This is a genomic window from Paenibacillus tianmuensis (assembly GCF_900100345.1).
In the GTDB taxonomy this organism is placed as follows: domain Bacteria; phylum Bacillota; class Bacilli; order Paenibacillales; family NBRC-103111; genus Paenibacillus_G; species Paenibacillus_G tianmuensis.
In genome coordinates this window covers 1-25,390 of the sequence record NZ_FMTT01000064.1, presented here as the reverse complement: position 1 = coordinate 25,390, position 25,390 = coordinate 1, and the positions used below count along the sequence as shown (strand labels likewise).

Sequence of the window (25,390 nt, the reverse complement as noted above, 5' to 3'; positions counted from 1 at the left end):
ATCCTTGTTACGTTTGCAAAAGGAGTTTCAAGGGCTCTCGTATGACTTACTCGTTAGTCATACGACGATTGTATTTTCCAGATACATTCTGCTTGCATGGCAGCATCGGCAAAGCACCGATCAGCGCACACTTGGCGGTTTGTTTTATTTGTTATGCGATGAGGTTAGCACCTTGGACTGGGTCGTAGCCTTGCAACAACTCATCGATTTGATTCATGAGGTGGCAACGAGGGCAAACAAAAAACTCTCCCAAATGATTAAAAGTCAACTCCAACAATGGATCGCAGGTTTGCCCAGTTATCTCAAGGCTTACCTGCCTTTTTCAAGCTGCGAAGTTTGAGTTTAGAATCTCCTCCGGGTTCACACGCCCCCGCTTGGCCCGCGGCTGAAGCTTTCTCAGCACGCCCTCCAGCTCGTTCAACTCCTCCTCTTCGACCAGATCGCACTTGTTCAAGATAAGCACATCGCAGAACTCGATCTGGCTGATCAGCAGGTCGACGACATCACGCGTATCGTCCGCGCCGACGGCCTGCTGCCTCTCCAGCAGCGATTCGCCGGAGGAATAGTCGTGCCAGAACCGATAAGCGTCTACTACCGTAACCATACAGTCCAACCGGCACCACTGGGATAGATCAATGCCGTGCTCTTCGTCGATGTACGTGAACGTCTGCGCCACCGGCACCGGCTCGCCCACCCCGGTCGATTCAATCAGAATGTAATCGAACCGGTCTTCGAGCGCCAGCCGCTCCACCTCGCGCAGCAGGTCTTCCCGCAGCGTGCAGCAGATGCAGCCGTTCGACATTTCCACAAGCTTTTCCTCCGTGCGGGACAATCCACCCCCGTCTTGAATCAGCGCCGCATCGACGTTCACTTCGCTGAGATCGTTGACGATGACCGCCACCTTCAAGCCATGGCGGCGATTCAGCACATCATTTAAAATGGTCGTCTTCCCGGCACCCAAATAACCGCTCAGCACCGTTACCGGAATTTTCGTTTTGTTGTTCTCCATCGTCAGCAAACCTTTCTTAAACGTAATTATTACTAATAAAATCATTTTACGGAGGCGCCCATCGTTTGTCAACGAACAAATTTCAGATGTTCGACTACAGGAGGCAAAAGAAACACTTACCTATGTGAAAATATTTTTACTCAATACAATATTTTTTGCATAAGGAAATTTTCTTATAGTCAATAAAATTTGTTATTTCAGGGAAACATTCAAGAGAGCCCTACGGCTCTTCACTTGTTTTCGACGATGAAGGAGGTCCTTCGATACATGTCCGCTGTTCTCGGCTTTACGTGTCTTTTCATCGGTCTGGTGATCGTCAATGCCGTCTACTCTTATCAAAGCAAGCACATCGATCCCGCCTTCGGGGCGACGTTTCTTTTTCAATTGAAGATGCTCCTTTTGTTTCTTCCGGCGAATCTGCTAATCGGGTACGGCGTCCGCTGGGTACAGCAATGCTTCGGTCAACTGACAACGGCTCTCGTGTCGGCCAAAATCGTCGAGCTTCTGGTATGTCTGCTTATGGGATATATGTTCATGCAGGAGATGCCTACGTGGAAAACTTGGGTCGGACTTCTCATTATCGTCGGCGGGTTTATGCTGATGAAGTGGAAATAAGCAGCGCTGCGTCTGGAAGACATTGTGGGGTGAAATCTAGCGATCCTCGTGATAGACTGTAAGGGCCCTTGAGAGACCGGGTGGGACGAGAATTTCGGCTTAACCGGTTCTATCGAGAGGACAACTACATTCAAGGCCGAAGCTTCTTTCGAAGCGCGGGGGAACCCATTTTTTGGGGTGAAGCCATACCATATGCTATGGCCGGGTGATTGCTCTTTGACCCGAACCCGTCAGCTAACCTCGCAGGCCGAAAAAGGAGAGGATCTTTTTTGAATCGCATGAAGAAAACTGCTTTGGTGAGTATGTTGGCCCTTACTTCGGTGTTCGGAGCTGGTATGGCATCTGCTTCCGCAGCACCATGCCCCGTTACCGATAACGATACGTTGTCGACGATTTCTCAAAAATACGGCGTTGATCTGTCCTCGCTGCTGAATTCGAACCCGCAGCTTTCCAATCCGAATGTCATTTGGAAAGGAATGGTCATCAACCTTCCGGGATTCGGCAACGGATGGCAGCAGCCGACGACTCCAGCGAAACCGCAGCCGACGACACCTGCGAAACCGGATTCCGGTTCCAAGCAAGGGACTAGCCAGTCTGCTTTTGCCAGCCAAGTGGTGAATCTCGTGAACCAAGAGCGCGCGAAAGCCGGTCTGCAGCCGCTTGCTTCCGACAGCGCCTTGACAGCTATGGCCCTGGACAAAGCAAAAGACATGTATAACAACGGTTACTTCGATCACACATCCCCGACGTACGGGTCTCCATTGGATATGATGAGATCTTACGGCATCCGTTATTCGTATGCGGGTGAAAATATCGCAAAAGGCCAGCGTTCGCCGCAAGAGGTAATGAATGCATGGATGAACAGCCAAGGTCACCGTCAAAATATTTTGAGCCCGAACTTTACAAAAATCGGCGTAGCTTACTATAACGGCGTATGGGTTCAAGAGTTTATCGCGAACTAATCGTCTATTCTCGTACAGATATCGGATCGGTCCCCTTGCCTGGGGATCGATTTTTGCTTTTATTTTCGAATTCTAAAATTTTCTTTAGAAAATTCCGTATGAAACGATACAGACATATTCTATTGTTTGCTGGTATCATGAAGTTAGGTAGGCAATGAATTCGAATCTGTATATGGGCACTTGGATTCGAAGGAGCTAGTAGTGCAACCGGACCATCTTTCTTAGCCATCGCTAGGAAAGATGGTTTTTGTTTTATAATCTTTTTCTTAACTAGGGGGTATCCTAAATGAAGCAACCGATAGATTGTCAACTTCTCATCGAACAATTAGAGATCCCGTTGGAAAAATTCGAAGCGTGGAAAAAAGAGCAGCTTAAACATATGAACAAAGAAATCCATGGCATAACCATGAACGGGACGGCCGATTATTTTGAAGCTTCGCTCAGTCCGTCTTCCGAAATTTGATTGAGGTCGTTTCACCCTCAAGGAGCCAAAACCTGACCATTTCCCCCTTTATAAACAGCACTTTCCCACCAGCCAGGATCGCCGTTTCCCAAGGACGGGGGCATCCCGGTTCTCCACATCCCCGCACTCGTCGCTCCGGGAGATTTGTCCCATCTTGAGGCGTCTCCCGGCGAATCAGACTAGTCGGCCCGCAGCTACAAACGACTCACTTTCGCTTCGTATATCCAATTGGGGACCACGTGAACTACCCGCCACCTACGCTTCGCTTAGAGGTGGGGGGCTTCTAAGGTAATCGTACCTAACGGTACGAAATTTACTTAGCTATCGAGCCTGTTCCATGCTCTATATATGATTATGCTAACAAACGCAATCCTTCACGCTTGATATTGATCGAAGCATTCCAGTCTCGATCTGCTACAAAACCACAATTGCAGTGGAATGTGCGCTCAGAAAGTGTTAGAGACTCCTTCACTTGACCGCAACTTGAACATGTTTTGGATGAGGGAAACCACTTATTTATTTTGATAAGCCTTTTCCCTTGCTCCTCTAACTTGTATTGGAGAAATGTCGTGAACATGCCCCAGGCATTATCGGCAACGCTTTTGCCGAAATGAAGGGCTTGTGACATTCCCTTCATGTTGAGATCTTCGATAACTACGCAATCATACCGTTTCGCTAATCTGTGCGATTCCTTATGTAGAAAGTCTTTTCTTTGGTTTGCAATTCTTTCGTGTAGTTTTGCAATGTTCAATCGCTGCTTATGCCAACGGTTAGAACCTTTCTTTCTGCGTGACAGAATGCGCTGTTCCTTTGCTAATTTTTCCAAGGCTCGACGATAGAAATGAGGGGAATTGGCTGTCTTCCCCTCTTCACTTTCAACAAATAAGCCATTCATGGAAAAATCCAAGCCAATAACAGCTTGTACTTCTTTTGGTACAGGTTGATGTTCGTATTCGGTAAGAATAGAAATATAGTGTTTTCCTGTTTTTGTTCGAGAGACCGTACAAGACTTGATGACCTGATGTGACGGAATTTCTCGATGCTGCTTCATTTTTACAAGTTTCAATTTCGGTAATTTGATATAGCCATCCAAGAGCATGATGTTTCCGCTGACCACGTTCGTTGTGTAGGACTGCTTTGCTTTGCGACTTTTGAACTTCGGAAATTCAGCACGTCTGGAAAAGAAGTTTTGGTATGCCTTTTGCAGATGGAGCTGAGCGTTTGCTAACGCAAGGCTATCTACTTCCTTTAGCCAAGGATGCTCACTCTTGTATTTTGCAGGTGTAGGTAACTTTTGTTTCTTCAATGCATCTTGATCATCCTTGAATTGCTCGTAGGTTTCCTTTCGTTCAGCCAACATTTTGTTGTAAACAAAACGAACGCAACCGAAAGTTTTTGCTAGCAGTTGTTCTTGTTGAGGCGTTGGGTACAAACGGAACTTATAGGCCTTGTTTGCTATATCGAATCACCTCACTTCATCCCCTGATTTTCGATATATTTCTTTATCACTTCAATAGGTGCGCCACCCGCTGTAAGTAAGCAAAAACTTCTTGACCAAAAGTATTCTTTCCAAAGCTTCTCTCTCACTTGTGGAAACTCTTTTTTTATCAGCCTCGAGCTTGCACTTTTATAAGCATTGATGAATTTTGACAATTCGGTGTTCGGGTGTGCTTTGAACAAAATATGCACATGGTCCAACTCATGATTCCATTCGACTAAGGATATATTATAGTTTTCACCTCATCGAACAAACATTTCTTTCACATAGTCAGATAGGGTATCATCCATCACTTTTCTACGATATTTCACAACCAAAACAAGATGATAATACAGAGAGAACACCGAACGAATTTCATCTCCCACTTTCATCAAGCTTCGCAAGATTTAGAAGTGGGAGACTTCTTTCGGAGGGAAGTTAAATAATGAACCAAGACCGTGTACATACTAACAACAGACAAAGGCAAGACGAACGCGACCACATTACTAAACGTTTTGGGCAATATATAGCCGCTTGTCATCACCTGTTCAATTGAATATTACCGTAACTTTTTACAATCGAATTTAAAGCTATGGCAGCATGCCTAAATCCGTTACTTACTCCCAAAGCGTACATTTTTCCAGATTCATCAATTCGATTTTTTTCTTCGTTACTCCAAATATGTTCAAGCTTCCGAAAATCTTCAAGCAGCTTATTTAATTCTTCGACCAATACCCTTATCCCCTTTCTGCTTTAACGCTTGTGGCTCTCTCGTGATTTTGTAAACATTTTGTGTTAAGATTAGGGAAAATTCTCTGCTAGATTACATTGTACTTAATTCTATTCAGTTTCGATTTATTTTACTTCGCAAATATATTATATGTTTTTGCAAACAAAAAGTCAAACATTATATTTGCCTTATTAAACAATTTATTTTTTATATATCAGACAACCATTTAAGGGGTACAAATATGCCTTTTTCCTATAAACCATTATGGAAATTGCTTGTCGATCGAGAATTAACGAAAACCGAATTTCGGGAAAGCTTGGGCTTATCTACCGCAACTCTTGCAAAATTAGGGAAGAACGAGTATGTCTCACTGGAAGTTATCGATAAGATTTGTACGCATTTCGGCGTCCAGCCTAACGATATCATGGAGCATAAAAAGGACTGATAAGCCTTCAATGTCACAAAATGCCCCCCGTCTCTGTCTTGTAGAATGAGTCAAATATAAGGCATATTTGAAATGCCATTCAACGGGAGGCAAGGAGTATGAAAATTTTGGTCGCCGGAGCAACCGGTGTCATCGGACGTTCGCTGCTGCCGATTCTGGTACGGGAAGGCCATGAAGTGATTGGCATGACGCGTAATGAAGCCTCGAAAAGCCTCATTTCGAAACTGGGGGCGTCCCCTCTGGTTGCGGATGCTTTAGACCGAGAGTCCATGATTCACGTTCTTCAGGAGGCGCGTCCGGAAGTTGTCATCCATCAACTCACTTCTTTAAGCAATTTCAACTTTGAAGACAATAACCGAATCCGAACGATCGGAACCCGCAATCTGGTTGACGCCTCGCAAGCGGTCGGGGTGAACCGCATGATCGCGCAAAGCATATCGTGGACCTACGAACCAGGAGATCATCCTGCCAAGGAAGAGGAATCTTTGGATCTGGAAGCACCGCAGCCGCGAAAAATGACGGTTGACGGCGTGCTTGCTCTGGAGCAAGCGGCCGCCGAAATGCCGGAATACGTCATTCTTCGATACGGTATGCTCTACGGTCCAGGAACTTGGTTCGACCGCAACGGGCTGATGGCTGAGAAGGTGCGGCGCAAGGAGCTGAAGGCAACGGAAGGAGTCACTTCCTTTCTGCATGTCGAAGATGCGGCGCGGGCAGCGGTTGCTGCGCTGGAGTGGCCGAACGGGCCGGTGAACGTCGTGGACGACGAACCGGCTCCTGGAACGGAGTGGCTGCCTCTCTATGCCGCAGCAATCGGCGCGTCCGCACCTGAGATTCAAGAAGGCAGCAGCCGCGGCGAACGCGGGGCAGCCAATGCCAAGGCGCGTAAAGACTACGGCTGGAAGCCGCTTTATCCGACTTGGCGCGAAGGCTTCCCGGCAAGCTTGCAAACGTAGATGAAAAAGGGCTGTCAGGATAATTCCCTGACAGCCCTTTACGCCGTTTTTATGACCCCTTCCAGGGTCGTATGTCAGTCCGTATTACACCATAATTTTGCAAATATCGTTCGTAAATTCGACCGGATCTTGAATCGGCAGTCCTTCGATCAAGAGCGCTTGGTTGTACAAGAGTGCCGTATACAGATTCAGCTTCTCTTTATCCTGCTCGTACGCCGTCTGCAGCGATTGGAACACCTCATGATGGATATTGATTTCTAGCACCTTTTCCGCCTTGACATTCGGGTTATTCGGCATGGCGTTCAATATTTTCTCCATCTCGATCGTAACGTCGCCTTCTGTAGACAGGCATACGGGGTGAGATTTCAACCGTTTCGAGGCTCTGACGCTGGATACTTTGCCTTCCAGTAGCCCCTTCATGTGGTCGAACAGTTCTTTGTGTTCATTCTTGTCGGCATCGTCGTTATCCTTGTTATCCTCCGCTTCGATGCCCAGGTCGCCGCTGGAGACGGACTTGAATTCCTTCTCCTTGTAGTTCATCAGCATCTTGACCGCGAACTCGTCGATATCGTCGGTGAAGTACAAGATTTCGTAACCCTTCTCGGCGACAAGCTCAGTCTGCGGAAGCTTCTCGATTCGTTCGTTCGACGGTCCGGAAGCATAGTAAATATACTTTTGGTCCTCCGGCATTCTCGATACGTACTCCTCCAGCGTAACCAGCTTCTTCTCCTTCGAGGAGTAGAACATGACCAGATCCTGCAGCACCTCTTTATGGCTGCCGTAATCGCTGTAGACTCCGAATTTCAGCTGTCTGCCGAACGATTTGTAGAACTGCTCGTACTTCTCTCTTTCATCCTTAAGCAGGCTCAGCAGTTGGCTTTTGATTTTGCTTTCGATATTTTTGGCGATCAGCTTCAACTGGCGGTCGTGCTGCAGCATTTCTCTGGAAATGTTGAGCGACAGGCTCTCCGAATCGACCATCCCTTTGACGAAGCTGAAATAGTCCGGCAGCAGATCGGAGCATTTGTTCATGATCAGCACGCCGTTGGAATAAAGCTCCAGCCCCTTCTCGAATTCCTTCGTGTAGTAGTCGAAAGGAATATTTTCCGGGATAAACAAGATCGCCTGGTAAACTACGGCCCCGTCGGCGCTGATATGGATATGCTTAAGCGGCTTGTCGAAGCCGTAATGCTTCTCTACGTAGAACTTCTCGTAATCCTCGGCAGTCAGCTCGCTTTTGTTTTTTCTCCAGATCGGAACCATGCTGTTAATCCGCTCTTCTTCCACATAGTCCTCAAATTCATTGTCGCTGTCTTCCTTCAAGCGTTTGCTGGGAATGTCCATCTTAATCGGATAACGAATGAAGTCGGAATATTTCTTGATGATCGCTTTCAGACGGTATACTTCCAAAAACTCGTCGTAGCTCTCGTCCTCGGTATTCGATTTGATCTTCAATACGATTTCTGTGCCGACCGTTTCTTTGTCGCAAGGTTCAATGGTATAGCCTTCCGCGCCTGTCGATTCCCACTTGTACGCGCTGTCGCTGCCCAAAGCTTTGCTGACGACCGTCACCACATCGGCGACCATAAAGGCCGAATAAAAGCCGACGCCGAATTGGCCAATGATATCGTGCCCGTCCTTTAACTCGTTTTCCTTCTTGAAAGCGAGCGAGCCGCTCTTGGCGATAACGCCGAGGTTCGCCTCCAGCTCTTCCTTGGTCATCCCGATCCCGGTATCGAGGATCGTCAGCGTTCTGCTGTCTTTGTCTGGAATCACTTTAATATAGTAGCTGTCTTTGTCGAAAACCAGCTTATCGTCGGTTAACGCTTTGTAGTAAATCTTGTCGATGGCATCGCTGGCGTTCGATATCAATTCTCGAAGGAAGATTTCTTTTTGCGTGTAAATCGAATTGATCATCATTTCCAATAGTCGCTTGGATTCGGCTTGAAACTGCTTCTTTTCCATTCGAAATCTCTCCTTTTTTACAATAAAAGGTGGCTATGGTTGCAAACGACCACGTTGTTAGCACTCTCTATCTTTGAGTGCCACTCCCTATTTTTATAACATTCCTCCTTTTTAATGTCAACCCAAAAGAAAAAACGCTTGGAAAACCCAAGCGTCTCGCGTGTTTATCCCTTTCTCACAGACGTTTCTTGCCCCTGCGTCATGGCGGCCAGTTCATCGGGCGTTCGGCGCCACGCCCCCGATGACAAAGCCCGTATGCTCCCGCACGAAATCCGCATCGGCCTTGACAAGCTTGTCGTTCATCCGGCTGGAGATGAGCTTCTCATCAACGCTGTTCACGCCGCTGGCGACAATCAAAAGCGGCTTGTTCGACGGCTTGAGCCGGAAAATGATCGATTTTGCAATTCGACAATGTGTCCTGCACGCGCTGCGCGCTTTCCTTTAACTGGCTGCTCAAAATGATTCCCTCCGATAGATCCAGACTGGATACTGGGTGTCCGGCCTATTTTTTAGTCTTTGACCAGGTCCAACAGGATGCCGTTAATCCCGTTCAGGAAGGCATTCGCGCTGGCCTTGATAATGTCCGTGTCCATTGCCCGTCCGGAGTAGATTTTGCCTTGATACTCGACACGAATGTTGACCCGGCCGACGGCCTCCATGCCTCGGGACAAGCTGTTGATCTTATAATCCTTTAACTGGATCTCCAGACCGACCAAGGTTTTGATCGCGCTGTACAAGGCATCGATCGGACCATCGCCCACGGCGCTCCCTTTCATCGACTCGGAGCCCTTATTCAATTTGACAGTAGCCGTCGGGTACAGATCGTTGCTCACCACCTGGAAGGACTCCAGCTCGTATAATTGCTTGCTGCTCTGCTCGACGGTCCCGTGATTCGTTACGAGATAGAATACGTCGTGATCGTAAACTTCTTTCTTGGCGTCGGCCAAGGTTAGGAACTTCGCGAACAGCTCCTCGAAATCTTCAGCGTCGCTCGTATCAAAGCCCATTTTCTCGACGGCGTTCTTGAAGGCGTGCCGTCCGGAACGGGCGGTCAGGATCAGCTCCATGCTGTCCGCACCGACCTCTTCGGGCGACATGATTTCATATACTTGCTTGTCTTTCAACAGCCCGTCTTGATGAATCCCGGAGGAGTGCGCGAAGGCGTTCTCGCCGGTAATCGCTTTGTTGACCTGCACGTCCAGCCCTGTCAAATGGCTAACCAACCTGGAGGTTCTGTGCAGCTCCGTCGTATTGATATTGGTATAGCCGTTGAAATAGTTCTCCCTGACTTTAAGCCCCATCACGACTTCCTCCAGCGAAGCGTTGCCCGCCCGCTCGCCTAACCCGTTAATGGTGCACTCGACTTTTTCCGCTCCATTCTTGATCGCGCTCAGCGTGTTCGCTGTTGCCAGCCCAAGGTCGTTGTGGCAATGGACGCTAAGGATCACGCGGTCGTCCAAATTTTTAAGCCGTTCGTTGATTTTGCGGATCAGCTCGCCGAATTCCTCCGGAACGGCATAACCCACCGTATCGGGCACGTTAATCATGGTCGCTCCCGCTTTCACGACGGCCTCGATCGTCTCCCACAGGTATTCAAAATCCGACCTCGATGCGTCTTCCGTGGAATACTGCACTTGCGGAAGCAGCGTCTTGGCATATTTGACCGCGTCTACTCCCATTTGCATGACCGCTTCCTTGGAACGATTGAACTTCTTCTCCACATGGATGTTCGAGGTGCCGAGCACAACATGAATGAGCGGATTCTGCGCCAGCTTGATACTTTCATAGACCGCGTCGATGTCGCTTTTGACCGCCCGGGCCAAAGCCGTAATCGAAACGCTGTTGCCTACGCTGCGGGCAATTTCTTGGACCGCTTGAAAATCTCCTGCGGACGAGGCGGGGAAGCCTGCTTCGATAATATCTACATTCAGCCGCTTTAACTGCTGGGCGATCTCTATTTTTTGATGAAGATTCAGCTTCGCTCCCGGAACTTGCTCGCCGTCGCGCAGCGTCGTATCGAACACCATAATTTTACGTTTCATCCTCTATTCCTCCCAAAATCGCATTTTTCGATATCTACAACATCTATATGTGAAGCGGTGCTGATTAAACCCGGGATTTAATCAAAAAAACCCCGTCTCTACGTATAGAGACGAGGTTGAACCCGCGGTACCACTCTAATTCATTTCCTGAAGAAATGAGCTCAAATTCGATGGCCATCACCATCTATCCCTGTAACGGTGGAACTCCGGCTTACCCTACATGTCAGGCAGCTGTTCATAGACGAGTTCGAAATGAACGACGTTACCGTTTCGCACCAACCAACGGCTCTCTGAAAAGTCATTGCACTTCTACTATTTCTAATCCTCACATTTGAATATTGAATTATTGGTTATTATAGGGGAACCCGATCAATTTGTCAAACCTAATCTGCGACGCCTACTTCCGCCAGAAATTGCTCGGCGCTTCTGACCTTGCAACTCCATCTTAGCATACAAAAGGGAACGCGGTTTCTTGTGGATTGCTGTTCTGTCTCGCGCATCGCATTCGCCGAATTATCCGTTAACGACTCCTAAGACGAACCCATCGTACCCCTTACTGCCAACGGTCTGAATCGCCGTAGCGGATATTCGGGCTTCTTGCGCCAGCAGGTCATAAAACTCCCTCACTCCATTGACACGGGGATCAGTGCTGGCTTCGTCAAGGATCTCGCCGCCGCGGATGACATTATCTCCAATAATGATCGTCCCGGGACGGGAAAAGCGAAGTGCCCATTTCAAATATCCGGGGTTATTCGGCTTATCCGCGTCAATAAATATGAGATCAAAAGGCGCAGCCCCTTCTTCTTCCAGCTTGGCCAACTGCTCAAGCGCGTTCCCTACCCGGATTTCCACCACACCCTCCACCTGAGCAAGGGATACATTCGCCTGCGCTACCTCCGCATGCCGCGGATCAAGCTCTAGGGTGACGAGACGCCCGTCTGCTGGCAGCGCCCTCGCCATCCAAATGGTGCTGTAGCCTCCCAAGGTCCCGATTTCAAGAATTCGCTTGGCATTTTGCATCCGGACAAATAACTGCAGCAGCTTTCCTTGGGCTGCGGATACGTCATACGGCGGCAAGCCCGCTTGCAGGTTTGCGGACAACACCTGCTCCAGAACGGTGTCGTGAGGGATGAGTTTCTCCGTTACATACTGATCGACCCGGCTCCACATCTCCAATGCATTCATGTTATCCCATCTCCTTGTTTTGATTTGACTTCAACATTGATTTTAATTGATTTGAAATCATAAATATAATATATTATTTTAATTGTTTCATATATTTTGTGTATAGATTAAGGAGACTTTCCATGAATCTGCATGCCCTGCGACTCTTTCATACGATCGCTTCCACAGGAAATGTAACCCGCGCCTCCGAACTGTTGAATATTAGCCAACCGGCCATTACGGCTCAGATCAAAAAATTTGAAAAGGAACTCTCCATTCCTCTATTGAAGCCCCGTGGAAGAGGGATTGCCCTGACGGATGCCGGTGAAAAAATGGCACTGCTCGCAAAGAGGCTGTTTGCGGTGGAACAGCAGATCGATCAATTTTGTCACGAATACCGCAACGGCACGAACGGACATATTCGATTGGCTGCGACCTATTTGCCGGCCCAGTTTCTGATTCCCGCTTGGATCGCGAAGTTTAAACAGCAATACGAACAGGTAGAAATGACGATTACAACGACCAATTCAAGCGATGCGCTCAAGCAGCTTTTACAGATGGAAGTGGACCTTGCGGTTTATGGAGGACTGGCGGAAGAATACCCGGATGCGATTCAAACGGAAGAATTGTTTCGCGACGAGCTGTGGTTTGTGGTAGCGCCGAATCACAAATATGCGAATCAGCAAGTATCGCTGGGCGAAATGATGAAAGAGCCTTTTGTCATGCGGGAGGAAGGAAGCTCAACACGGGAAAGGCTGCTGGCTTTATGCCGAACCTACAACGTATCCAAACCCCGAATCACGTTGCAATTCAATGGATTGCACGAAGCGATTATGGCCGTTATCGCCGGCTATGGCGCCAACTTCGTTTCTTCGTTGGTCGTACGGGAGTATGTACAGCGCGGCGAGTTATGCCGGGTTTACGTACAAGGCGTCCAGCTGCAAAATACAATTGCCATCTGTACCCGCAAAAACGAGCCTTTGCCCGCCGCTGCTGCAAATCTCGTACGGATTATTCGTCAGTCTGGGGGCGATGCCGCACAATAGACAAGTTTCTCCCGGCATCGAAGCGGCATCGGTGTGGCGTGTGGATGAGGTGCTTCAGGGCATCCGTTAGCAGCGGCTCAGCTTGAGCGAGCCGCCGCATCCGAAAAAAATTCAAAAGTTAATCGGCTCTCTTGGCAATACGGAAAGATATGAGAAAGCTCAGCACGATGAAGAGCAGTTGAGCCAATAAGGCCAGCATGATCCCCATAAAGATACCTTGGCTGAAATGCTCGCTTACAGCGATTAAAGCTCCCCCGATTCCGATGCTCACTCCTGGGAAAAAAGCGTCGACGAATTGAAGATACGCGGAAATTTCACCTTCCTCGCCCGAGCGGGCATGCTGCAGCGCAATGGCTCCTGTCGTCGGATTGGCCAACCCGATGCCGAAGCCCGTAAAGATTTGCGAGATGACGGCAAACCAAATTCCCCCACTCTCAACCCCTACAGCCGTGATGACCAGCGATACGCCGACGATCATGAAGCCGATCCCGGCTGTAACCCGTTTTTTTCTGCCGCGGCCGCTATCCTTTTCGTCCAGTTTGGATTGCAGCCAAGCCGCGGTGGACCAGCTTAACGCGCCTGCGGCGACGATTAGACCGGCAAGGTCTGCGGGCAAGCCTTTGACCTTCGTCAGCGCCAAGACGACATAGCTCTCGGTTGCAACATAGCACGCAACATACAGCCCTCTTGAAACAATGGTGGCCGGCAGCCCTTTTTTGACGGAGAACGTTCCCGCAGGGAGCAGTTGCTGCAGAGGCCGGACCATGATGATCAACCCGATAAGCGCAAGCGCAATGCCCTTCCAATCGGAGACAAAGCCCAACCCGCTCAGCAGCAGCCCCGTCCCTACCGTCAGCAGCACAGCGTATCCTTCCTTGCGGCCGCTTTTCTTGGCTGGAGCGCTTTCCGTTTGAAGCTTGCGAAAGGAAGGAAGCGTCAGCAAGACGGCCAAGACGATCAAGGGCAGTACAAGCCAGAATACGAATCTCCACGAGACATATTCGGCTAGCAGCCCGGCAATATAAGGACCGATCAACGCCGGCAAAATATAAGCGCTGGAAAATGCGGCCAAAATTTTCGTCCGGAGCGCATCGGGATAGCTTAAGGTAATGCTGTAGTACACGCATGTGACAATAGCGCCTGCGCCGAAGCCTTGAAACGCTCTCCCCGCGATTAACATCGGCATATTCACGGAGGTGGCCGCGATCAAAATACCGGCCACAAAAATAACGATAGACAAAGAAAAAGAGCGATACACGCCGATTTTGCCGATTTGCTGACCGATGACCATCGTGCCCAATATTTGCGTCAACAGAAATGCGCTGAAAATCCAGCCGTATAACGAAATGCCGTTCAAATGCTGCGCCATATCCGGCGCGATGGTCGTAATCGCCAAGCCCTCGAACGCTACGGTAGTCACAGCCAAAATGATACCTATGGTCAATGCCCGATACCGTGCGTCAAAAATGCTTGCCTTGCTTTCGCCTTGTTCCATTCCCTTATCCCTCCATCTACTTGCTAGAACATTAGTTGCTATAGCAACTATATGAGTAAAAAAAACCAAAACAGGTACACGGACAACTCTCTACAAATCCTTCACGTTATTATACATAACGGCAAGTATTCTTCTAAAGGTTTCGACTTCTTCCTCGGACAACCCTTCGACCGTTTTCTTATAAGCTTCAATGGACGGAGCAAGGATGTCCTCCTTGATTTCCCTGCCTTTCGGCGTTAAATATACCCGCAGCGATCTGCGGTCCGTCTCGTGGGTTACGCGATGAACGAAGCCCTTCTTTTCCAGCTTGAACAGCATCCGGGCGATGTTCGTCTGATCTTTATACAGCCGTTCCGCAAGCTCTTTCTGGGTGATCCCCTCCTTTTCCCAGAGAATGACCAATATCTCCCATTGGTCCACGGTAATATCGAAAGGGTTAACGACCTTTTGATAATAATTGTTAAGCTTCAAATCCGCCCGGTGCACGACGACGCCGATATACTTTTCTAACTCCAATGACAGCCTCCATCATAGTTGACATGATTATAGTTGCTATGATCATTATAATTCCCATACCTGCCAGTGTCAATCCGCAAAATGAGCTTCTCTGTGCGCGCTGCATAACAAAATGATCCGAGCCTGGTTCACTGCGCCAGGGAATCGGATCATTGAGCTGTTGTTATATCGTTTTCGTAGGATGCCCGGTTAGTGCAGCTGCCTCATGCTTCATTTGCTCTCCCACTTCAGGAATCGGCTTGAACGCAAGTGTTCCAAGCAATACACATACCGCAAGCACGATATAAAAGAAGGCCCACTCTCCGATTCCAGTCATGCTTCCCGCAGCCAATAGTACAGGGGCAATGGCAGGAACGAGCGATTGCGGCAGCGCGTTAGCAACGTTCATGAGTCCAAAGTCTTTCGCCGAATCTTCCTTGTTCGGCAAAATCCGTGCGACAAGCGCCATATCAACGGATGTAAAGCATCCTGAGGCCAAACCGATCACGATGGAAGCTATAATGAATGCAGTCGTATTCGGGACGAAAGAATATATCATCAGCCCGAAAAGCATAATAATGCCGCAAGCATATATAAACGGCTTCTGTTTACCGAATCGGTCTGACAATATACCGCCAATAATGCTAGTGATAGCGGTTGCAATCAAGGCAACAATCTTGATCGTACCTACGACATCGGTAGCTTCCCCTTGAGATAAGCCCATACGTTTCACGAGCATGACTGCCGTATAAAGGCTATAGGCAAGACCCAGATTGATCAAAAATTTAGACAGGAGCGCCCAGGTGAATTCCGGATATTTACGCGGATTAGGGTAAATTTTCCCAAGCTTTTCTTTCAATGAGATATTTTCTTTTACTTTCTTTACCATCTTCACTTTGCTGTCACGAATAATAAACAAACTGATGATCGGGCCCGCGACGCCGATGATCGAAATCAGCAGCCATTTGGACGAGGTCGGCATCGTTTTCAGAGCCATCATCATAATCATTCCAATTGTAAGGCTCAAGGGGATAGCGAGTCCAAGCAGTCCCGACATGGTTCCTTGCTTCTTCACTTCTACCTGGTCGGGAATCAGCGCCGTATAGGCCGCCATCGCAAAGTTAAAGAAGAGCTGCGCTATACACCATCCGACGATAACCTGCCATATTTGTGTCGCGAAGCCAATCCATACCAAGGCCAGACAGCCCATCAGCGGTCCGATCAGAATCCATGTGCGTCTGCGCCCAAAGCCAATATTGGTTCGATCACTGATAGCTCCGCCAAGCGGATTCCCGACAAGCGCGAACAATGCCCCGACTCCTGCGACGATCCCATACGAAACCTGATAGTTCGTCGGATCGATCTCAATCATTTTAAAAGAGAGCAACAACACCGCCGGCGTCAATAAGCCGATCAACATACAAACATACCCAAACATGATGCCAAAGGTTAATCTTCTAAACGGTGTTTGTATCTGGCTTTCTACTGCTTGTTCCCCCATATTTATTCCCCCTTACCGTTCATACATGTCGGTTGAAACGTTCAATCATTCCGTTCAGCATCTCTTCAGAAAAGGCGCCTTGACTGAAATGAACAATTCCGCGCAGTGGCATATATTTGAGCATGGCCGCTTTCATCTCGGACGCTTCTCCACCGCCCTGGTCTCCGATCAATGGGACACGTTTTGCTTGCGCCAACATTTCTTGCAGGATTGGCGCCAGTACCGGATCTGCAAGCAAATCGCCGAGCGGCGTATTCCGCGTTACCCGTTTACGGAGGTTGACTGAAGATTTTACATAGACCGTATTTCTCAGTACGATGTCTCTTGAAGATTTACCGATAAGAATCTCGAACTCGCCTTTTTCGACATGCCAATCCTTCAGTTCCACGTTATAGTAAGCGAAAGATCGCTTGTTCAAGGTGAAGCTGGCCGTTTTCTCTTCTCCCGGCTGCAATTCTACTTTAGTAAAGCCCTTCAGTTCTTTTTCAGGCCGCTTGACGGCGCTTACTTTGTCATGAACGTATAGCTGCACAATTTCTTTTCCGGCAACCTTGCCTGTATTCTTAACGTTCACCTTTACCGTGAGGGTCTCGGTATCTTGAATCGAGTCTTGACCCAGCACCAGATTGCTATATTCAAAAGTCGTATAGCTAAGCCCGTATCCAAACGGGAACAAAGGCTCAATCTTCAGCGCATCGTAGTGCCGATAGCCGACAAACACGCCCTCCTTATACTCCACTCTGTCTCCTTCACCAGGAAAATTTAGATAAGAAGGATTATGATGCAGCTCTTCGGGGAACGTCTCCGCCAGCTTACCGCTAGGATTGGCGTCACCGAACAACAGATCCGCAATGGCGCCGCCCAACGCTTGTCCTCCAAGATACCCTTCCAGCACGCCTTTCACTTTATCGATCCAAGGCATAACGATAGGTGCTCCATTGCTTAGAACGACAACGATATTGCGTTGTACTTCGGCCACCGCTTCAATGAGCTTGATATGATTGTCCGGAAGGCGCAAGTGCTCACGGTCGTAGCCTTCAGACTCGTAGCGATCCGGCAATCCAACGAACAGAATGGCAGTATCGGCTTCCAACGCGATTTTCTTTGCTTCTTCAATCAGACTTTCGTCGATTTCATCGTGCTCCAACCGATACCCTTTCGCATACGCGACCTTTGTTCCCGGTCCGGATACTTGCTTGATTTGTTCAAGGATATTGTCCAGCTTGGTTGGTTTGATATGGGAGCTGCCTCCCCCCTGAAAGCGGGGTTTTTGGGCAAACTCTCCAATGACGGCCAAGTTCCCAGCCTTGTTCAGCGGAAGAATGGAATCTGCATTTTTCAAGAGAACCATGCTTTCTCTCGCTATTTCTCTAGCCAGTTGATGATGTGCTTCCTCATCAAATGTAGCATTCGATTTATGATTATCCGCGGCTCGATATACGATCGTCAGGAAACGCTCAATTGCCAGATCGAGCTTCTCTTCAGACAATTGCCCGCTGGCCACGGCATCGATAATTTTCTTCGCGCCAACTCCTTTGGTGGCCGGCATTTCAAGCTCAAGTCCGCTCGCGAGACCGTTCGCGCGCTCATTTACGGCTCCCCAGTCCGATACGACAAAGCCTTCAAACCCCCACTCATCACGGAGAATTTCGGTTAGAAGATAAGGGTGTTCTGAAGCATATTCGCCGTTTACTTTGTTGTAGGAACACATGACCGTCCATGGCCGACCTTCTTTTACAGCGGTTTCAAAACTAGCAAGATAGATTTCTCGAAGTGTTCTTTCGTCTACAATCGCATCTGTGGACATGCGGCGATGCTCCTGATTGTTGACAGCAAAGTGCTTGATTGATGTCCCGACGCCTTGGCTTTGGACTCCTTGGATATGACTTGTTGCCATTTCCGTAGAAAGATACGGATCTTCGGAAAAGTACTCGAAGTTTCTTCCGCACAAGGGTGAACGCTTTATGTTAACGCCAGGTCCAAGCAGCACGGCTACATTGAGCGCTTGGGATTCTTCCCCGAGGGCAACGCCCATTTTTTCGGCTAACTCCTTGTTCCAAGAACTCGCAAGCCCTACAGCAGATGGAAAGCAGGTTGCGGGAACGCTATCATAGATGCCTAAGTGGTCGCCCCCTTCTTCTTGCTTCCGAAGTCCGTGTGGTCCGTCCGCTAACATAATGGAAGGGATTCCAAGCCTTTCAATGTCTTTTGTACGCCAAAAACTCTTGCCGGAGCAGAGGTCGGCTTTTTCTTCAAGCGTCATTTGGGAAATGATCTCTTTTAGATTTCTCTTCATATTCAAGCACTCCTTAGTATGTGTTTTAAGAAAGTAACCGCTTTCCCACCTCTAGGATACCTTGTTTTGCCATCGATTTATTGTATATGATATAGAAAAATAGTATATTTTTCAGTTCATTGGCAGCATATTTGGGAGGCTTGGTTATGATGAATCATCCGCACATCGATGAGATGGATTATGTATGTAACATGATCTATACCACTTTCGATCTGCCCGTATACGCGATGAACGCAAATGGAGAACTCCTGTTCGAACAATCCGCTGCGTATATCCATCATCCAATGTATTTCTCCGAAATGGAAATGCTTAAACCGCTGTTTGTGACGGACGATCCACACCATTTTCCAGTTTTTAGAACGACGATGTTTCTGGAAAACTTTTTTTCGATTACGCTAAGGACAGAAAGAGCATTTCAAGGGATTATTATTGTGGGTCCCGTTCTCTATTCGACTCTTCATGAAGAATCGCTTACAGGTATGTTGAATGAACTTCAATTAACTAATGAGAAAAAAAGAATGAGCGAATATTTCGAGGCACTTCCAGTGATAAATCAACTGAAAGTAATCAGTATAAGCAAGCTCATGCATTATATGATATACAAGATGAAGCTGGATACGGTTGAAATTCTGCGGCAAAATGAATTGCTCCATACCAAAGCTATTGAAATCGAACATCTTCATGTTCATATTTCCGGGAGTGGGCAGCAGCATCGATTCCACGCAAATTCCATCCTTGAAAAGAAGATATACCAAAGCATTGCAAAAGGAAGAAAAGAAGAATTGACTGCCGCCTTGACAGCGTATCCTGAAAAAGGAATATTCGGAAAGCTATCCAGAACAAGTTCCAGCCGGAACAGTAAAAACCTGGCCATTGCCGCGATCACTCTGGGTACAAGGGCAGCTGTCCAAGGAGGACTGCATCCTGAGATCGCTTATACACTCAGTGACTTGTACATACAAAATCTCGAAGAGCTTAAAGATAGCAGAAGCATTACTCAATTTGCGAATAGTGCATTGCATGATTTTGCCGAACGCGTACTGAAGCATCGCGAACAGAAATACTCAAAGCCGATCAACGCTTGTAAGAATTACATATTCTCTCATCTTTACGATGAGATTAAGCTTGCCGATCTGGCCGAAATGACTGTCATGAATCCAAGTTATTTATCGGCGCTGTTTAAGAAAGAAGTCGGCACCACAATCAGCGAATACATTCAGCGTACAAAAATCGAGGAAGCCAAGTCGTTAATTGACTACACGACCTATACCTTGTCTGATATTTGTACTTTGTTAAACTTCCATGATCAAAGCCATTTTACGAAAACCTTCAAAAAATTCGTAGGCTTGACCCCTGGAGAATATAAGAACCGAACAGAACGCCTTTAACTTCGGGCCGTTTCATGAATACCCGGTGATCTTCATCAATGTATGTTTGTCAAAAAAGTGCTATAATAAATGAATTCAAGATGTTATCCAGTCCACAATAAGGAAGGAGAACTATTCATGAATACAAAACAATTGGAGCGAATCCATACGGAGAAGGGCTTTATCGCGGCCTTGGACCAAAGCGGCGGCAGCACCCCTAAAGCGCTGGCCCAGTACGGCGTTCAAGAATCGAGCTATTCCAATGAAGAAGAGATGTATGCCTTGGTTCATGAGATGAGAACGCGCATTATCAAAAGCCCCGCGTTTGATTCCCGGTACATTTTGGGCGCGATCTTATTTGAGAACACGATGGACCGCTCCATTGACGGTCAATTGACCGCCGATTATCTTTGGGAGAAGAAAGGGATCGTGCCATTTCTAAAAGTCGATAAAGGGCTCGCCGATCTGGAAGACGGGGTTCAGCTCATGAAACCGATCCCTGATTTAAACGACCTTCTGAAGCGGGCGGTTGAACGAAACATCTTCGGAACGAAAATGCGTTCGCTGATCAAAGAAGCCAATCCTACCGGAATCAAAAAAGTCGTTGAGCAGCAGTTTGCCATCGGGAAGCAAATCGTGGAGATGGGACTGGTTCCGATCATTGAGCCGGAAGTAGATATTTACAGCGCGGATAAGGTAGCATCGGAAAAACTGTTGAAGGATGAACTTTTTGCTCAACTATCGGCCCTCGACAAAGACGCGAAGGTCATGCTTAAACTTTCCATACCGACGGAAAACAATTTCTACAGCGATCTGATGAAGGACCCGCATGTTGTACGGATAGTTGCTTTGTCAGGCGGCTATTCGCAAGCGGAAGCCAACGATAAGCTGGCACAAAATCACGGATTGATCGCGAGCTTCTCGCGTGCTTTATCGCAGGACCTCACCGCTGGACAAACCGACGAGGAGTTCAACGCCGTGCTTTCCAAATCCATTCAAGACATTTATGAAGCCTCTATTAAATAAAAATTTCACGACCCCGCACTTGTTCTAAGCTCGGGGTCGTTTCTTATGTCCAACAATTTGTTATGATTCAGATATTGGAATCAGATAATATAGAAGATGAGACCTTTGCCCTCGGCTGCAGTTTGGCTGTAGAAACGCCGGATTTCGTTAAAATGCTGCAACATGTAGGCAAAGAAATAGTCCTCATCCTCACCAGAAACAGTGCCATATACCTCGTCCTTGACCATGGCCGGGAAATCATACCGCAAGCGGAGCTGCGCTTCATCCAGTTCAGTCATAGCCTGAAGCGCTTCTGCAACTTGCTCGGCGCGCAAGAAAAACGCCCCGAATTCGCCAAAATCGATGCCTTGGTCTGAGGTCATCGGAACAACATAGCCAAGAGGGGGCTCTCCATCGGCAATATCTCCACAGAGCAAGTAGTGAATCGCCTCCCAGGATCTATCAATGTCCAGTCTGGGAAGATCGCTTGGGTTCAAATCCACCAATGCAATTTCGCCTGCGGCGATTTGCTGCACCAGTTTGTCATCAATAGCATAGTAATATCCGTACATTCCCATGTTGTCTTCCTCCTTTCCATTTTTAGTAGTGACTGTGCTACCCTGTCTAAATGTAACATCCGGGAGTTGTGTATTTCAAGAAACATTGGACATAAGCGTCAAATCTAATACATATTATCCAGAACTTCCAAGCGCAGTCGTAATACTGGTCAGAAGCCCCTGAAAACAACCGGAAGCATGAGGATGCATGAAAGCAGGGCGAAACGTTGTTAACGAATCAATAACCCATTTACACTGGCATGTTCGGATAGTGTATTGGACTTCGCTTTGTGTAGCAAGCTCGTCCCATGCTTTGTGCCTGATGATGTTCGTGTTCCTCGAGTCGGAAGTTTGCCTCGAGCTTCCTTCAGATTCCACCTCGTGATGGACACCCTTGCCCTTGGTAGTGGTTGGCCACTACCAGCCCCCACAGCGGACTTTCACCGTCTAGATAATCGCCATGCGTGGCGCACACTACAAAAACGCAGCCCTTATCGGCTGCGTTACTTCTTTTATTGCTTAGTGGAACTTAATAATCCGCCACCTCTTGCTATTCCGACACCTTACAGGGATCTGGCAAGACGAAAGCCGAGATCATCAATTCGAAACGTAGGGTGACTGCGGCGGCGGCACGTCGCCCCACAGCCCCTGGCCTCTTCGGCCCAGCTGCCGCCGCGGAAAATTCTGTAGGAACCGTATACTTTCTCATCGTATATATCCCAACACCATTCCCAAACGTTTCCTAACATATCATGGAGTCCCCACGCATTCGGCCGCTTTTGACCTACCTGATGTACCATGCCCCCAGAGTTTTCATCATACCAAGCGATTTCATCAAGCTCCCCGTACCGGTAACCACCGGTTCCTGCTTTACATGCATACTGCCATTCCGCTTCCATAGGAAGACGATAACCATTCGCCTCCCGGTTCCAGACGACATTTTCACCGTCATCGCTTATCGAGTAACATTCCTGTAGACCCAAATGCCGGGAAAGCAAATTACAAAATAAGATCGCATCGTTCCATGAGACATCCACAACCGGAAGCTGCGGTTTGTCATAAGGTCCAACTGTCTTATGCACGATTGAGGAATATATCGCCGTTGTAACAGGAACCGGTGCAAGCAAAAAAGAATTTATCTGAGCCGTCCATGTCGTTTTTATCCGATCGTCCCTTAATTCAATTTCACCCGCAGGAATTGTAACCATTAGATACTCAGCATAACTACGCCGTTCGTTTGACACCTATCTTCTCCCCGTTCCTCATCCAGTGGTAAACTTTTTCACGTAATCCTCACAAATGTACCGGTTATCTTCGCCATGGGTCGGCGGAATATTCGCTACTCTAAAAAAGCTTAGACCCACTACCATCGCTAACAATCCATAGGCGGCGCTTTGGGAATCTTCTACAGACATTTGTCTATTCATGTTGCCGTAATCAAAAATCTTGGCTATGCCATGGAGATCAGCCAAATAGCTCTTGGATACGACTTCCTGCAAATTGCGATCCAACACGGCCTTTGAAAAAAACTGCAGAAAGAGCCTTGCCTGATCTTCATGCGGGATATACATCTTTTCAACTCCATCCAGCTGCGAAACGTTAATCCTCTTCTCCGTAACCTCACCGTATGGCGGTAGTATATGTTTCAACGTGACGTCAATCATTTCGCCGGCTGTCATCGTATATTCAATCTCGGATTCTATCTTTTGGCCATAATAGGCCAAGAACGACTTGAAGGCTTCGATCGTCAGATGATCCTTATTCTTGTAATAATAAGTGACAACTCCCTTAGAGCAGCCAGCATATTCAGCAACCTTATCCAGAGTCATGCCATCAATCCCGTGAATGCTAATGCAGGTTAGCGTGGCGTTTATGACGTCTGCCCGGCGCTTTGGTTCCATTCCTAATTTGGGCATGGTTTCACCTTATCCATATTTTTTATACCGAACAGTCGGAATAAATAAACTGTACATAATGATGGATCATGTTGTCAATTACAATCTTTTGACATCAATATAACTATAACTATTATGCTTGACTTCTTCATAACAACCATATATAATAAATCTTGTCGCAAATGAGGTCATAGTTCAGTGAGAGAATGCTTTGGTGACAGAGCAAAGCTCAATGGGATTATGAATGCATATGTGGGGAATTAGCTCAGCTGGGAGAGCGCATCGCTGGCAGCGATGAGGTCAGGGGTTCGATCCCCCTATTCTCCACCACTACCGTACTTTACACCCTCCATCATTGGAGGGTTTTTATTTTGCCTTGAAACGATACTGATATCCAAAAGTACTAAAAATAACGAGCGGCGCCAAGGAATCCAACTCCATTCCTTTGGAGAGCATCTTCGATTTCATCAAGTTCCTTATTCGCGCATCAAACTATCTGTTTTCCTTCTCCAATCTAACCTTTTTACCCTTTAATGTGAATCCGATTTCAAATAATTCTTGAACCCCTTTTAAAATGGCGAATTCAAATCAAATGAAGTCACAAGAATATCAAAATCCGCACTAATTTTTTCAGAATCAAATTGAATGAGTTCCTTACACATGATATTGGAACGATATGATAATTTGAATTTCATGAGTACTCCTTGTCTCAATGGCCGTTTCCCATTATTTCACTTTAAATCAAAAATAACAATTAATGGTGCTCTATATTGGTTATATAATAGTGCTTTTCTTTTTTAATTAGGTCAAATTCAACGTCTACTTTATTCTTTTGCTTATTTTGGGGATCGAAGTAGTCATATTCCGTTCCAGTAACTCTTACAATGACTTTTGTTCCTTTCTTTTCAATAAGCACCTTTAGATCAGCATGAATACTACTTGTTCCTTTTCCAAACCTTTCTGTTGGAATTGATTCGTAATTTCCTTGAGAGTCTTTCCTAAAATAAGTATTAAAAATTTCTTCTGATTCTTCAGGTACAAAATATGTATTCAGTCGGGCAATGATAGCATCCTTCGCTTTTCCTTCCAGCTTGCCTTTTGCATGAGTTAACCGAATTAAATCATCAGTCCATATTTGTAGCGTATTAAACCAAATCCACTTATATGTATCACCTTTTGCTTCTAGGACGCTATCGTCCAATACGGATGGTGAATAGTTATCAAGTAAGGATATAACTAAATTTACATCTTCAGTTTTCAAAATGTCTTCTTTCAACGGCGAGTTACTTTCTATAGAAGAAGCAATAGGTTTCACTTCTTCCTTAACTGGACTAGTAACAGGCTGGCTTGAATCACAGCCGACCATTGAAATGGACATGCATAGCAATAATGCTACAGAAATATACGTTTTTTTCATTCGGCATATTTCCTCCCATTTGATAAAAGCTCAGCTCAGATTAGCAGAACATGTCGTGAACTACCCGCCACCTACGCTTCGCTTAGAGGTGGGGGCTTCTAAGGTAATCGTACCTAACGGTACGAAATTGACTTAGCTATCGAGCCTGTTCCATGCTCTATATATGATTATGCTAACATTCGCAATCCTTCACGCTTGATATTGATCGAAGCATTCCAGTCTCGGTCTGCAACAAAACCACAATCGCAGTGGAATGTACGCTCAGAAAGAGTTAGAGACTCCTTCACCTGACCGCAACATGAACATGTTTTGGATGAGGGAAACCACTTATCTATTTTGATAAGCCTTTTCCCTTGCTCCTCTAACTTGTATTGGAGAAATGTCGTGAACATGCCCCATGCATTATCAGTAACGCTTTTGCCGAAATTAAGGGCTTGTGACATTCCCTTCATGTTGAGATCTTCGATAACTACGCAATCATACCGTTT

Annotated in this window: 24 protein-coding genes, 1 tRNA gene, 3 pseudogenes, 2 riboswitches and 1 other annotated feature; of the genes and pseudogenes, 10 read left to right on the top strand and 18 right to left on the bottom strand. The window is 47.1% G+C overall.

Going from position 1 to position 25,390, the window contains the following annotated elements; all coding sequences use genetic code 11:
- A pseudogene (locus BLO51_RS26365) lies at positions 1 to 340 on the top strand (IS4 family transposase); the annotation flags it as partial.
- On the opposite strand, the pseudogene BLO51_RS26360 reads toward BLO51_RS26365, so the two are convergent.
- Positions 338 to 1,009 (bottom strand): annotated as a pseudogene (locus BLO51_RS26360) (GTP-binding protein); the annotation flags it as partial. The pseudogenes BLO51_RS26365 and BLO51_RS26360 sit on opposite strands and share 3 nt — an antisense overlap.
- A 267-nt stretch (positions 1,010 to 1,276) precedes the next feature.
- Between BLO51_RS26360 and BLO51_RS26355 the strand changes: the two are divergent.
- The 3 genes from BLO51_RS26355 (at position 1,277) to BLO51_RS29520 (ending at position 3,049) form a co-directional block, all read left to right on the top strand.
- Positions 1,277 to 1,624 (top strand): hypothetical protein, encoded by a 348-nt coding sequence (locus tag BLO51_RS26355; RefSeq protein ID WP_090676646.1) that lies wholly within the window; start codon positions 1,277 to 1,279, stop codon positions 1,622 to 1,624.
- 124 nt (positions 1,625 to 1,748) lie between these two features.
- Positions 1,749 to 1,888: riboswitch (cyclic di-AMP (ydaO/yuaA leader) on the top strand.
- Between the two features lie 5 nt (positions 1,889 to 1,893).
- Positions 1,894 to 2,586: a CAP domain-containing protein gene (locus tag BLO51_RS26350; protein ID WP_090676644.1), complete on the top strand. Its 693-nt coding sequence runs from the start codon at positions 1,894 to 1,896 to the stop codon at positions 2,584 to 2,586.
- Between the two features lie 138 nt (positions 2,587 to 2,724).
- Positions 2,725 to 2,808, top strand: a riboswitch (cyclic di-GMP riboswitch).
- Positions 2,809 to 2,872: 64 nt separating this feature from the next.
- Positions 2,873 to 3,049 carry a hypothetical protein gene (locus BLO51_RS29520; RefSeq protein WP_167670345.1) on the top strand — a complete coding sequence of 59 codons (177 nt, stop codon included), beginning with the start codon at positions 2,873 to 2,875 and terminating at the stop codon, positions 3,047 to 3,049.
- A 352-nt stretch (positions 3,050 to 3,401) separates the two neighbouring features.
- Here BLO51_RS29520 and BLO51_RS26345 read toward each other — a convergent pair whose 3' ends face one another.
- From BLO51_RS26345 to BLO51_RS26335, 3 genes and pseudogenes are all read right to left on the bottom strand, one after another.
- Positions 3,402 to 4,508, bottom strand: coding sequence for an RNA-guided endonuclease TnpB family protein (locus BLO51_RS26345; RefSeq protein WP_090676641.1), 1,107 nt, complete (start codon positions 4,506 to 4,508; stop codon positions 3,402 to 3,404).
- Positions 4,509 to 4,519: 11 nt separating this feature from the next.
- Positions 4,520 to 4,918: pseudogene (tnpA, locus tag BLO51_RS26340) on the bottom strand (IS200/IS605 family transposase).
- Positions 4,919 to 5,066: 148 nt separating this feature from the next.
- Entirely contained in the window at positions 5,067 to 5,258 is a 192-nt protein-coding gene (locus BLO51_RS26335; protein ID WP_090676638.1) for a hypothetical protein, read from the bottom strand.
- 239 nt (positions 5,259 to 5,497) lie between these two features.
- On the opposite strand from BLO51_RS26335, the gene BLO51_RS26330 reads away from it, so the two are divergent.
- Positions 5,498 to 5,701, top strand: coding sequence for a helix-turn-helix domain-containing protein (locus tag BLO51_RS26330; protein WP_090676636.1), 204 nt, complete (start codon positions 5,498 to 5,500; stop codon positions 5,699 to 5,701).
- 98 nt (positions 5,702 to 5,799) lie between these two features.
- Positions 5,800 to 6,657 carry an NAD-dependent epimerase/dehydratase family protein gene (locus tag BLO51_RS26325; protein ID WP_090676634.1) on the top strand — a complete coding sequence of 286 codons (858 nt, stop codon included), beginning with the start codon at positions 5,800 to 5,802 and terminating at the stop codon, positions 6,655 to 6,657.
- An 84-nt stretch (positions 6,658 to 6,741) separates the two neighbouring features.
- Here BLO51_RS26325 and htpG read toward each other — a convergent pair whose 3' ends face one another.
- The 5 genes from htpG to BLO51_RS26305 form a co-directional block, all read right to left on the bottom strand.
- Positions 6,742 to 8,622, bottom strand: a complete 1,881-nt coding sequence (gene htpG, locus BLO51_RS26320; protein WP_090676631.1) for a molecular chaperone HtpG — start codon at positions 8,620 to 8,622, stop codon at positions 6,742 to 6,744.
- 213 nt (positions 8,623 to 8,835) lie between these two features.
- Positions 8,836 to 8,979, bottom strand: a complete 144-nt coding sequence (locus BLO51_RS26315; protein WP_245719835.1) for a YbaK/EbsC family protein — start codon at positions 8,977 to 8,979, stop codon at positions 8,836 to 8,838.
- Positions 8,948 to 9,079: a hypothetical protein gene (locus BLO51_RS30930; RefSeq protein WP_281180442.1), complete on the bottom strand. Its 132-nt coding sequence runs from the start codon at positions 9,077 to 9,079 to the stop codon at positions 8,948 to 8,950. The genes BLO51_RS26315 and BLO51_RS30930 overlap by 32 nt, the downstream gene beginning before the upstream one ends.
- A 52-nt stretch (positions 9,080 to 9,131) precedes the next feature.
- Positions 9,132 to 10,664, bottom strand: a complete 1,533-nt coding sequence (locus tag BLO51_RS26310; protein ID WP_090676627.1) for a 2-isopropylmalate synthase — start codon at positions 10,662 to 10,664, stop codon at positions 9,132 to 9,134.
- Positions 10,665 to 10,767: 103 nt separating this feature from the next.
- Positions 10,768 to 10,999, bottom strand: a binding site (T-box leader).
- 178 nt (positions 11,000 to 11,177) lie between these two features.
- The gene (locus tag BLO51_RS26305) at positions 11,178 to 11,849 is read right to left on the bottom strand and encodes an O-methyltransferase (RefSeq protein ID WP_090676626.1); all 672 of its coding nucleotides are present in this window, start codon (positions 11,847 to 11,849) and stop codon (positions 11,178 to 11,180) included.
- 122 nt (positions 11,850 to 11,971) lie between these two features.
- Between BLO51_RS26305 and BLO51_RS26300 the strand changes: the two genes are divergently transcribed.
- Complete coding sequence (locus BLO51_RS26300) at positions 11,972 to 12,874, top strand: LysR family transcriptional regulator (RefSeq protein WP_090676624.1); 903 nt, start codon at positions 11,972 to 11,974, stop codon at positions 12,872 to 12,874.
- Positions 12,875 to 12,992: 118 nt separating this feature from the next.
- Here the strand turns inward: BLO51_RS26300 and BLO51_RS26295 are convergent, their stop codons facing one another.
- The 4 genes from BLO51_RS26295 to BLO51_RS26280 form a co-directional block, all read right to left on the bottom strand.
- Positions 12,993 to 14,369: an MFS transporter gene (locus tag BLO51_RS26295; RefSeq protein WP_090676623.1), complete on the bottom strand. Its 1,377-nt coding sequence runs from the start codon at positions 14,367 to 14,369 to the stop codon at positions 12,993 to 12,995.
- Positions 14,370 to 14,459: 90 nt separating this feature from the next.
- On the bottom strand, positions 14,460 to 14,885 hold the full coding sequence (locus BLO51_RS26290) for a MarR family winged helix-turn-helix transcriptional regulator (RefSeq protein ID WP_090676621.1): 426 nt from the start codon (positions 14,883 to 14,885) through the stop codon (positions 14,460 to 14,462).
- 163 nt (positions 14,886 to 15,048) lie between these two features.
- Positions 15,049 to 16,365 carry an MFS transporter gene (locus BLO51_RS26285; protein WP_090676620.1) on the bottom strand — a complete coding sequence of 439 codons (1,317 nt, stop codon included), beginning with the start codon at positions 16,363 to 16,365 and terminating at the stop codon, positions 15,049 to 15,051.
- A gap of 19 nt (positions 16,366 to 16,384) precedes the next feature.
- Complete coding sequence (locus tag BLO51_RS26280; protein ID WP_090676619.1) at positions 16,385 to 18,661, bottom strand: glycoside hydrolase family 3 C-terminal domain-containing protein; 2,277 nt, start codon at positions 18,659 to 18,661, stop codon at positions 16,385 to 16,387.
- A 146-nt stretch (positions 18,662 to 18,807) separates the two neighbouring features.
- On the opposite strand from BLO51_RS26280, the gene BLO51_RS26275 reads away from it, so the two are divergent.
- Together BLO51_RS26275 and BLO51_RS26270 are read left to right on the top strand one after the other, a co-directional pair.
- Positions 18,808 to 20,049, top strand: a complete 1,242-nt coding sequence (locus BLO51_RS26275) for a helix-turn-helix domain-containing protein (RefSeq protein ID WP_245719834.1) — start codon at positions 18,808 to 18,810, stop codon at positions 20,047 to 20,049.
- A gap of 117 nt (positions 20,050 to 20,166) precedes the next feature.
- Complete coding sequence (locus BLO51_RS26270; RefSeq protein ID WP_090676616.1) at positions 20,167 to 21,054, top strand: fructose bisphosphate aldolase; 888 nt, start codon at positions 20,167 to 20,169, stop codon at positions 21,052 to 21,054.
- Positions 21,055 to 21,134: 80 nt separating this feature from the next.
- Here the strand turns inward: BLO51_RS26270 and BLO51_RS26265 are convergent, their stop codons facing one another.
- The 3 genes from BLO51_RS26265 to BLO51_RS26250 form a co-directional block, all read right to left on the bottom strand.
- The gene (locus BLO51_RS26265; RefSeq protein WP_090676614.1) at positions 21,135 to 21,611 is read right to left on the bottom strand and encodes a YfbM family protein; all 477 of its coding nucleotides are present in this window, start codon (positions 21,609 to 21,611) and stop codon (positions 21,135 to 21,137) included.
- Between the two features lie 542 nt (positions 21,612 to 22,153).
- Complete coding sequence (locus BLO51_RS26255; RefSeq protein WP_174551318.1) at positions 22,154 to 22,798, bottom strand: formylglycine-generating enzyme family protein; 645 nt, start codon at positions 22,796 to 22,798, stop codon at positions 22,154 to 22,156.
- A 54-nt stretch (positions 22,799 to 22,852) separates the two neighbouring features.
- Positions 22,853 to 23,506 (bottom strand): TetR/AcrR family transcriptional regulator, encoded by a 654-nt coding sequence (locus tag BLO51_RS26250; protein ID WP_090676606.1) that lies wholly within the window; start codon positions 23,504 to 23,506, stop codon positions 22,853 to 22,855.
- Between the two features lie 233 nt (positions 23,507 to 23,739).
- Between BLO51_RS26250 and BLO51_RS26245 the strand changes: the two genes are divergently transcribed.
- Positions 23,740 to 23,815 (top strand) — tRNA-Ala (locus tag BLO51_RS26245).
- 424 nt (positions 23,816 to 24,239) lie between these two features.
- On the opposite strand, the gene BLO51_RS26240 is transcribed toward BLO51_RS26245, so the two are convergent.
- Positions 24,240 to 24,902 (bottom strand): hypothetical protein, encoded by a 663-nt coding sequence (locus BLO51_RS26240; RefSeq protein WP_090676605.1) that lies wholly within the window; start codon positions 24,900 to 24,902, stop codon positions 24,240 to 24,242.
- A gap of 167 nt (positions 24,903 to 25,069) precedes the next feature.
- Positions 25,070 to 25,390 (bottom strand): RNA-guided endonuclease InsQ/TnpB family protein (locus tag BLO51_RS26235; RefSeq protein ID WP_143007001.1); only part of this gene is annotated, 321 nt, incomplete at its 5' end.

Excerpts from the sequence above, each read along its gene's own strand:
- BLO51_RS26355 (WP_090676646.1), top strand. The coding sequence starts at position 1,277 with ATGTCCGCTGTTCTCGGCTTTACGTGTCTTTTCATCGGTCTGGTGATC.
- BLO51_RS26330 (WP_090676636.1), top strand. The coding sequence starts at position 5,498 with ATGCCTTTTTCCTATAAACCATTATGGAAATTGCTTGTCGATCGAGAA.
- BLO51_RS26305 (WP_090676626.1), bottom strand. The coding sequence starts at position 11,849 with ATGAATGCATTGGAGATGTGGAGCCGGGTCGATCAGTATGTAACGGAG.
- BLO51_RS26280 (WP_090676619.1), bottom strand. The coding sequence starts at position 18,661 with ATGAAGAGAAATCTAAAAGAGATCATTTCCCAAATGACGCTTGAAGAA.
- BLO51_RS26255 (WP_174551318.1), bottom strand. The coding sequence starts at position 22,798 with ATGGTTACAATTCCTGCGGGTGAAATTGAATTAAGGGACGATCGGATA.
- BLO51_RS26300 (WP_090676624.1), top strand. The coding sequence starts at position 11,972 with ATGAATCTGCATGCCCTGCGACTCTTTCATACGATCGCTTCCACAGGA.
- BLO51_RS26295 (WP_090676623.1), bottom strand. The coding sequence starts at position 14,369 with ATGGAACAAGGCGAAAGCAAGGCAAGCATTTTTGACGCACGGTATCGG.
- BLO51_RS26270 (WP_090676616.1), top strand. The coding sequence starts at position 20,167 with ATGAATACAAAACAATTGGAGCGAATCCATACGGAGAAGGGCTTTATC.
- htpG (WP_090676631.1), bottom strand. The coding sequence starts at position 8,622 with ATGGAAAAGAAGCAGTTTCAAGCCGAATCCAAGCGACTATTGGAAATG.
- BLO51_RS26310 (WP_090676627.1), bottom strand. The coding sequence starts at position 10,664 with ATGAAACGTAAAATTATGGTGTTCGATACGACGCTGCGCGACGGCGAG.
- BLO51_RS26240 (WP_090676605.1), bottom strand. The coding sequence starts at position 24,902 with ATGAAAAAAACGTATATTTCTGTAGCATTATTGCTATGCATGTCCATT.
- BLO51_RS26285 (WP_090676620.1), bottom strand. The coding sequence starts at position 16,365 with ATGGGGGAACAAGCAGTAGAAAGCCAGATACAAACACCGTTTAGAAGA.
- BLO51_RS26265 (WP_090676614.1), bottom strand. The coding sequence starts at position 21,611 with ATGGGAATGTACGGATATTACTATGCTATTGATGACAAACTGGTGCAG.
- BLO51_RS29520 (WP_167670345.1), top strand. The coding sequence starts at position 2,873 with ATGAAGCAACCGATAGATTGTCAACTTCTCATCGAACAATTAGAGATC.
- BLO51_RS26275 (WP_245719834.1), top strand. The coding sequence starts at position 18,808 with ATGATGAATCATCCGCACATCGATGAGATGGATTATGTATGTAACATG.
- BLO51_RS26325 (WP_090676634.1), top strand. The coding sequence starts at position 5,800 with ATGAAAATTTTGGTCGCCGGAGCAACCGGTGTCATCGGACGTTCGCTG.
- BLO51_RS26250 (WP_090676606.1), bottom strand. The coding sequence starts at position 23,506 with ATGCCCAAATTAGGAATGGAACCAAAGCGCCGGGCAGACGTCATAAAC.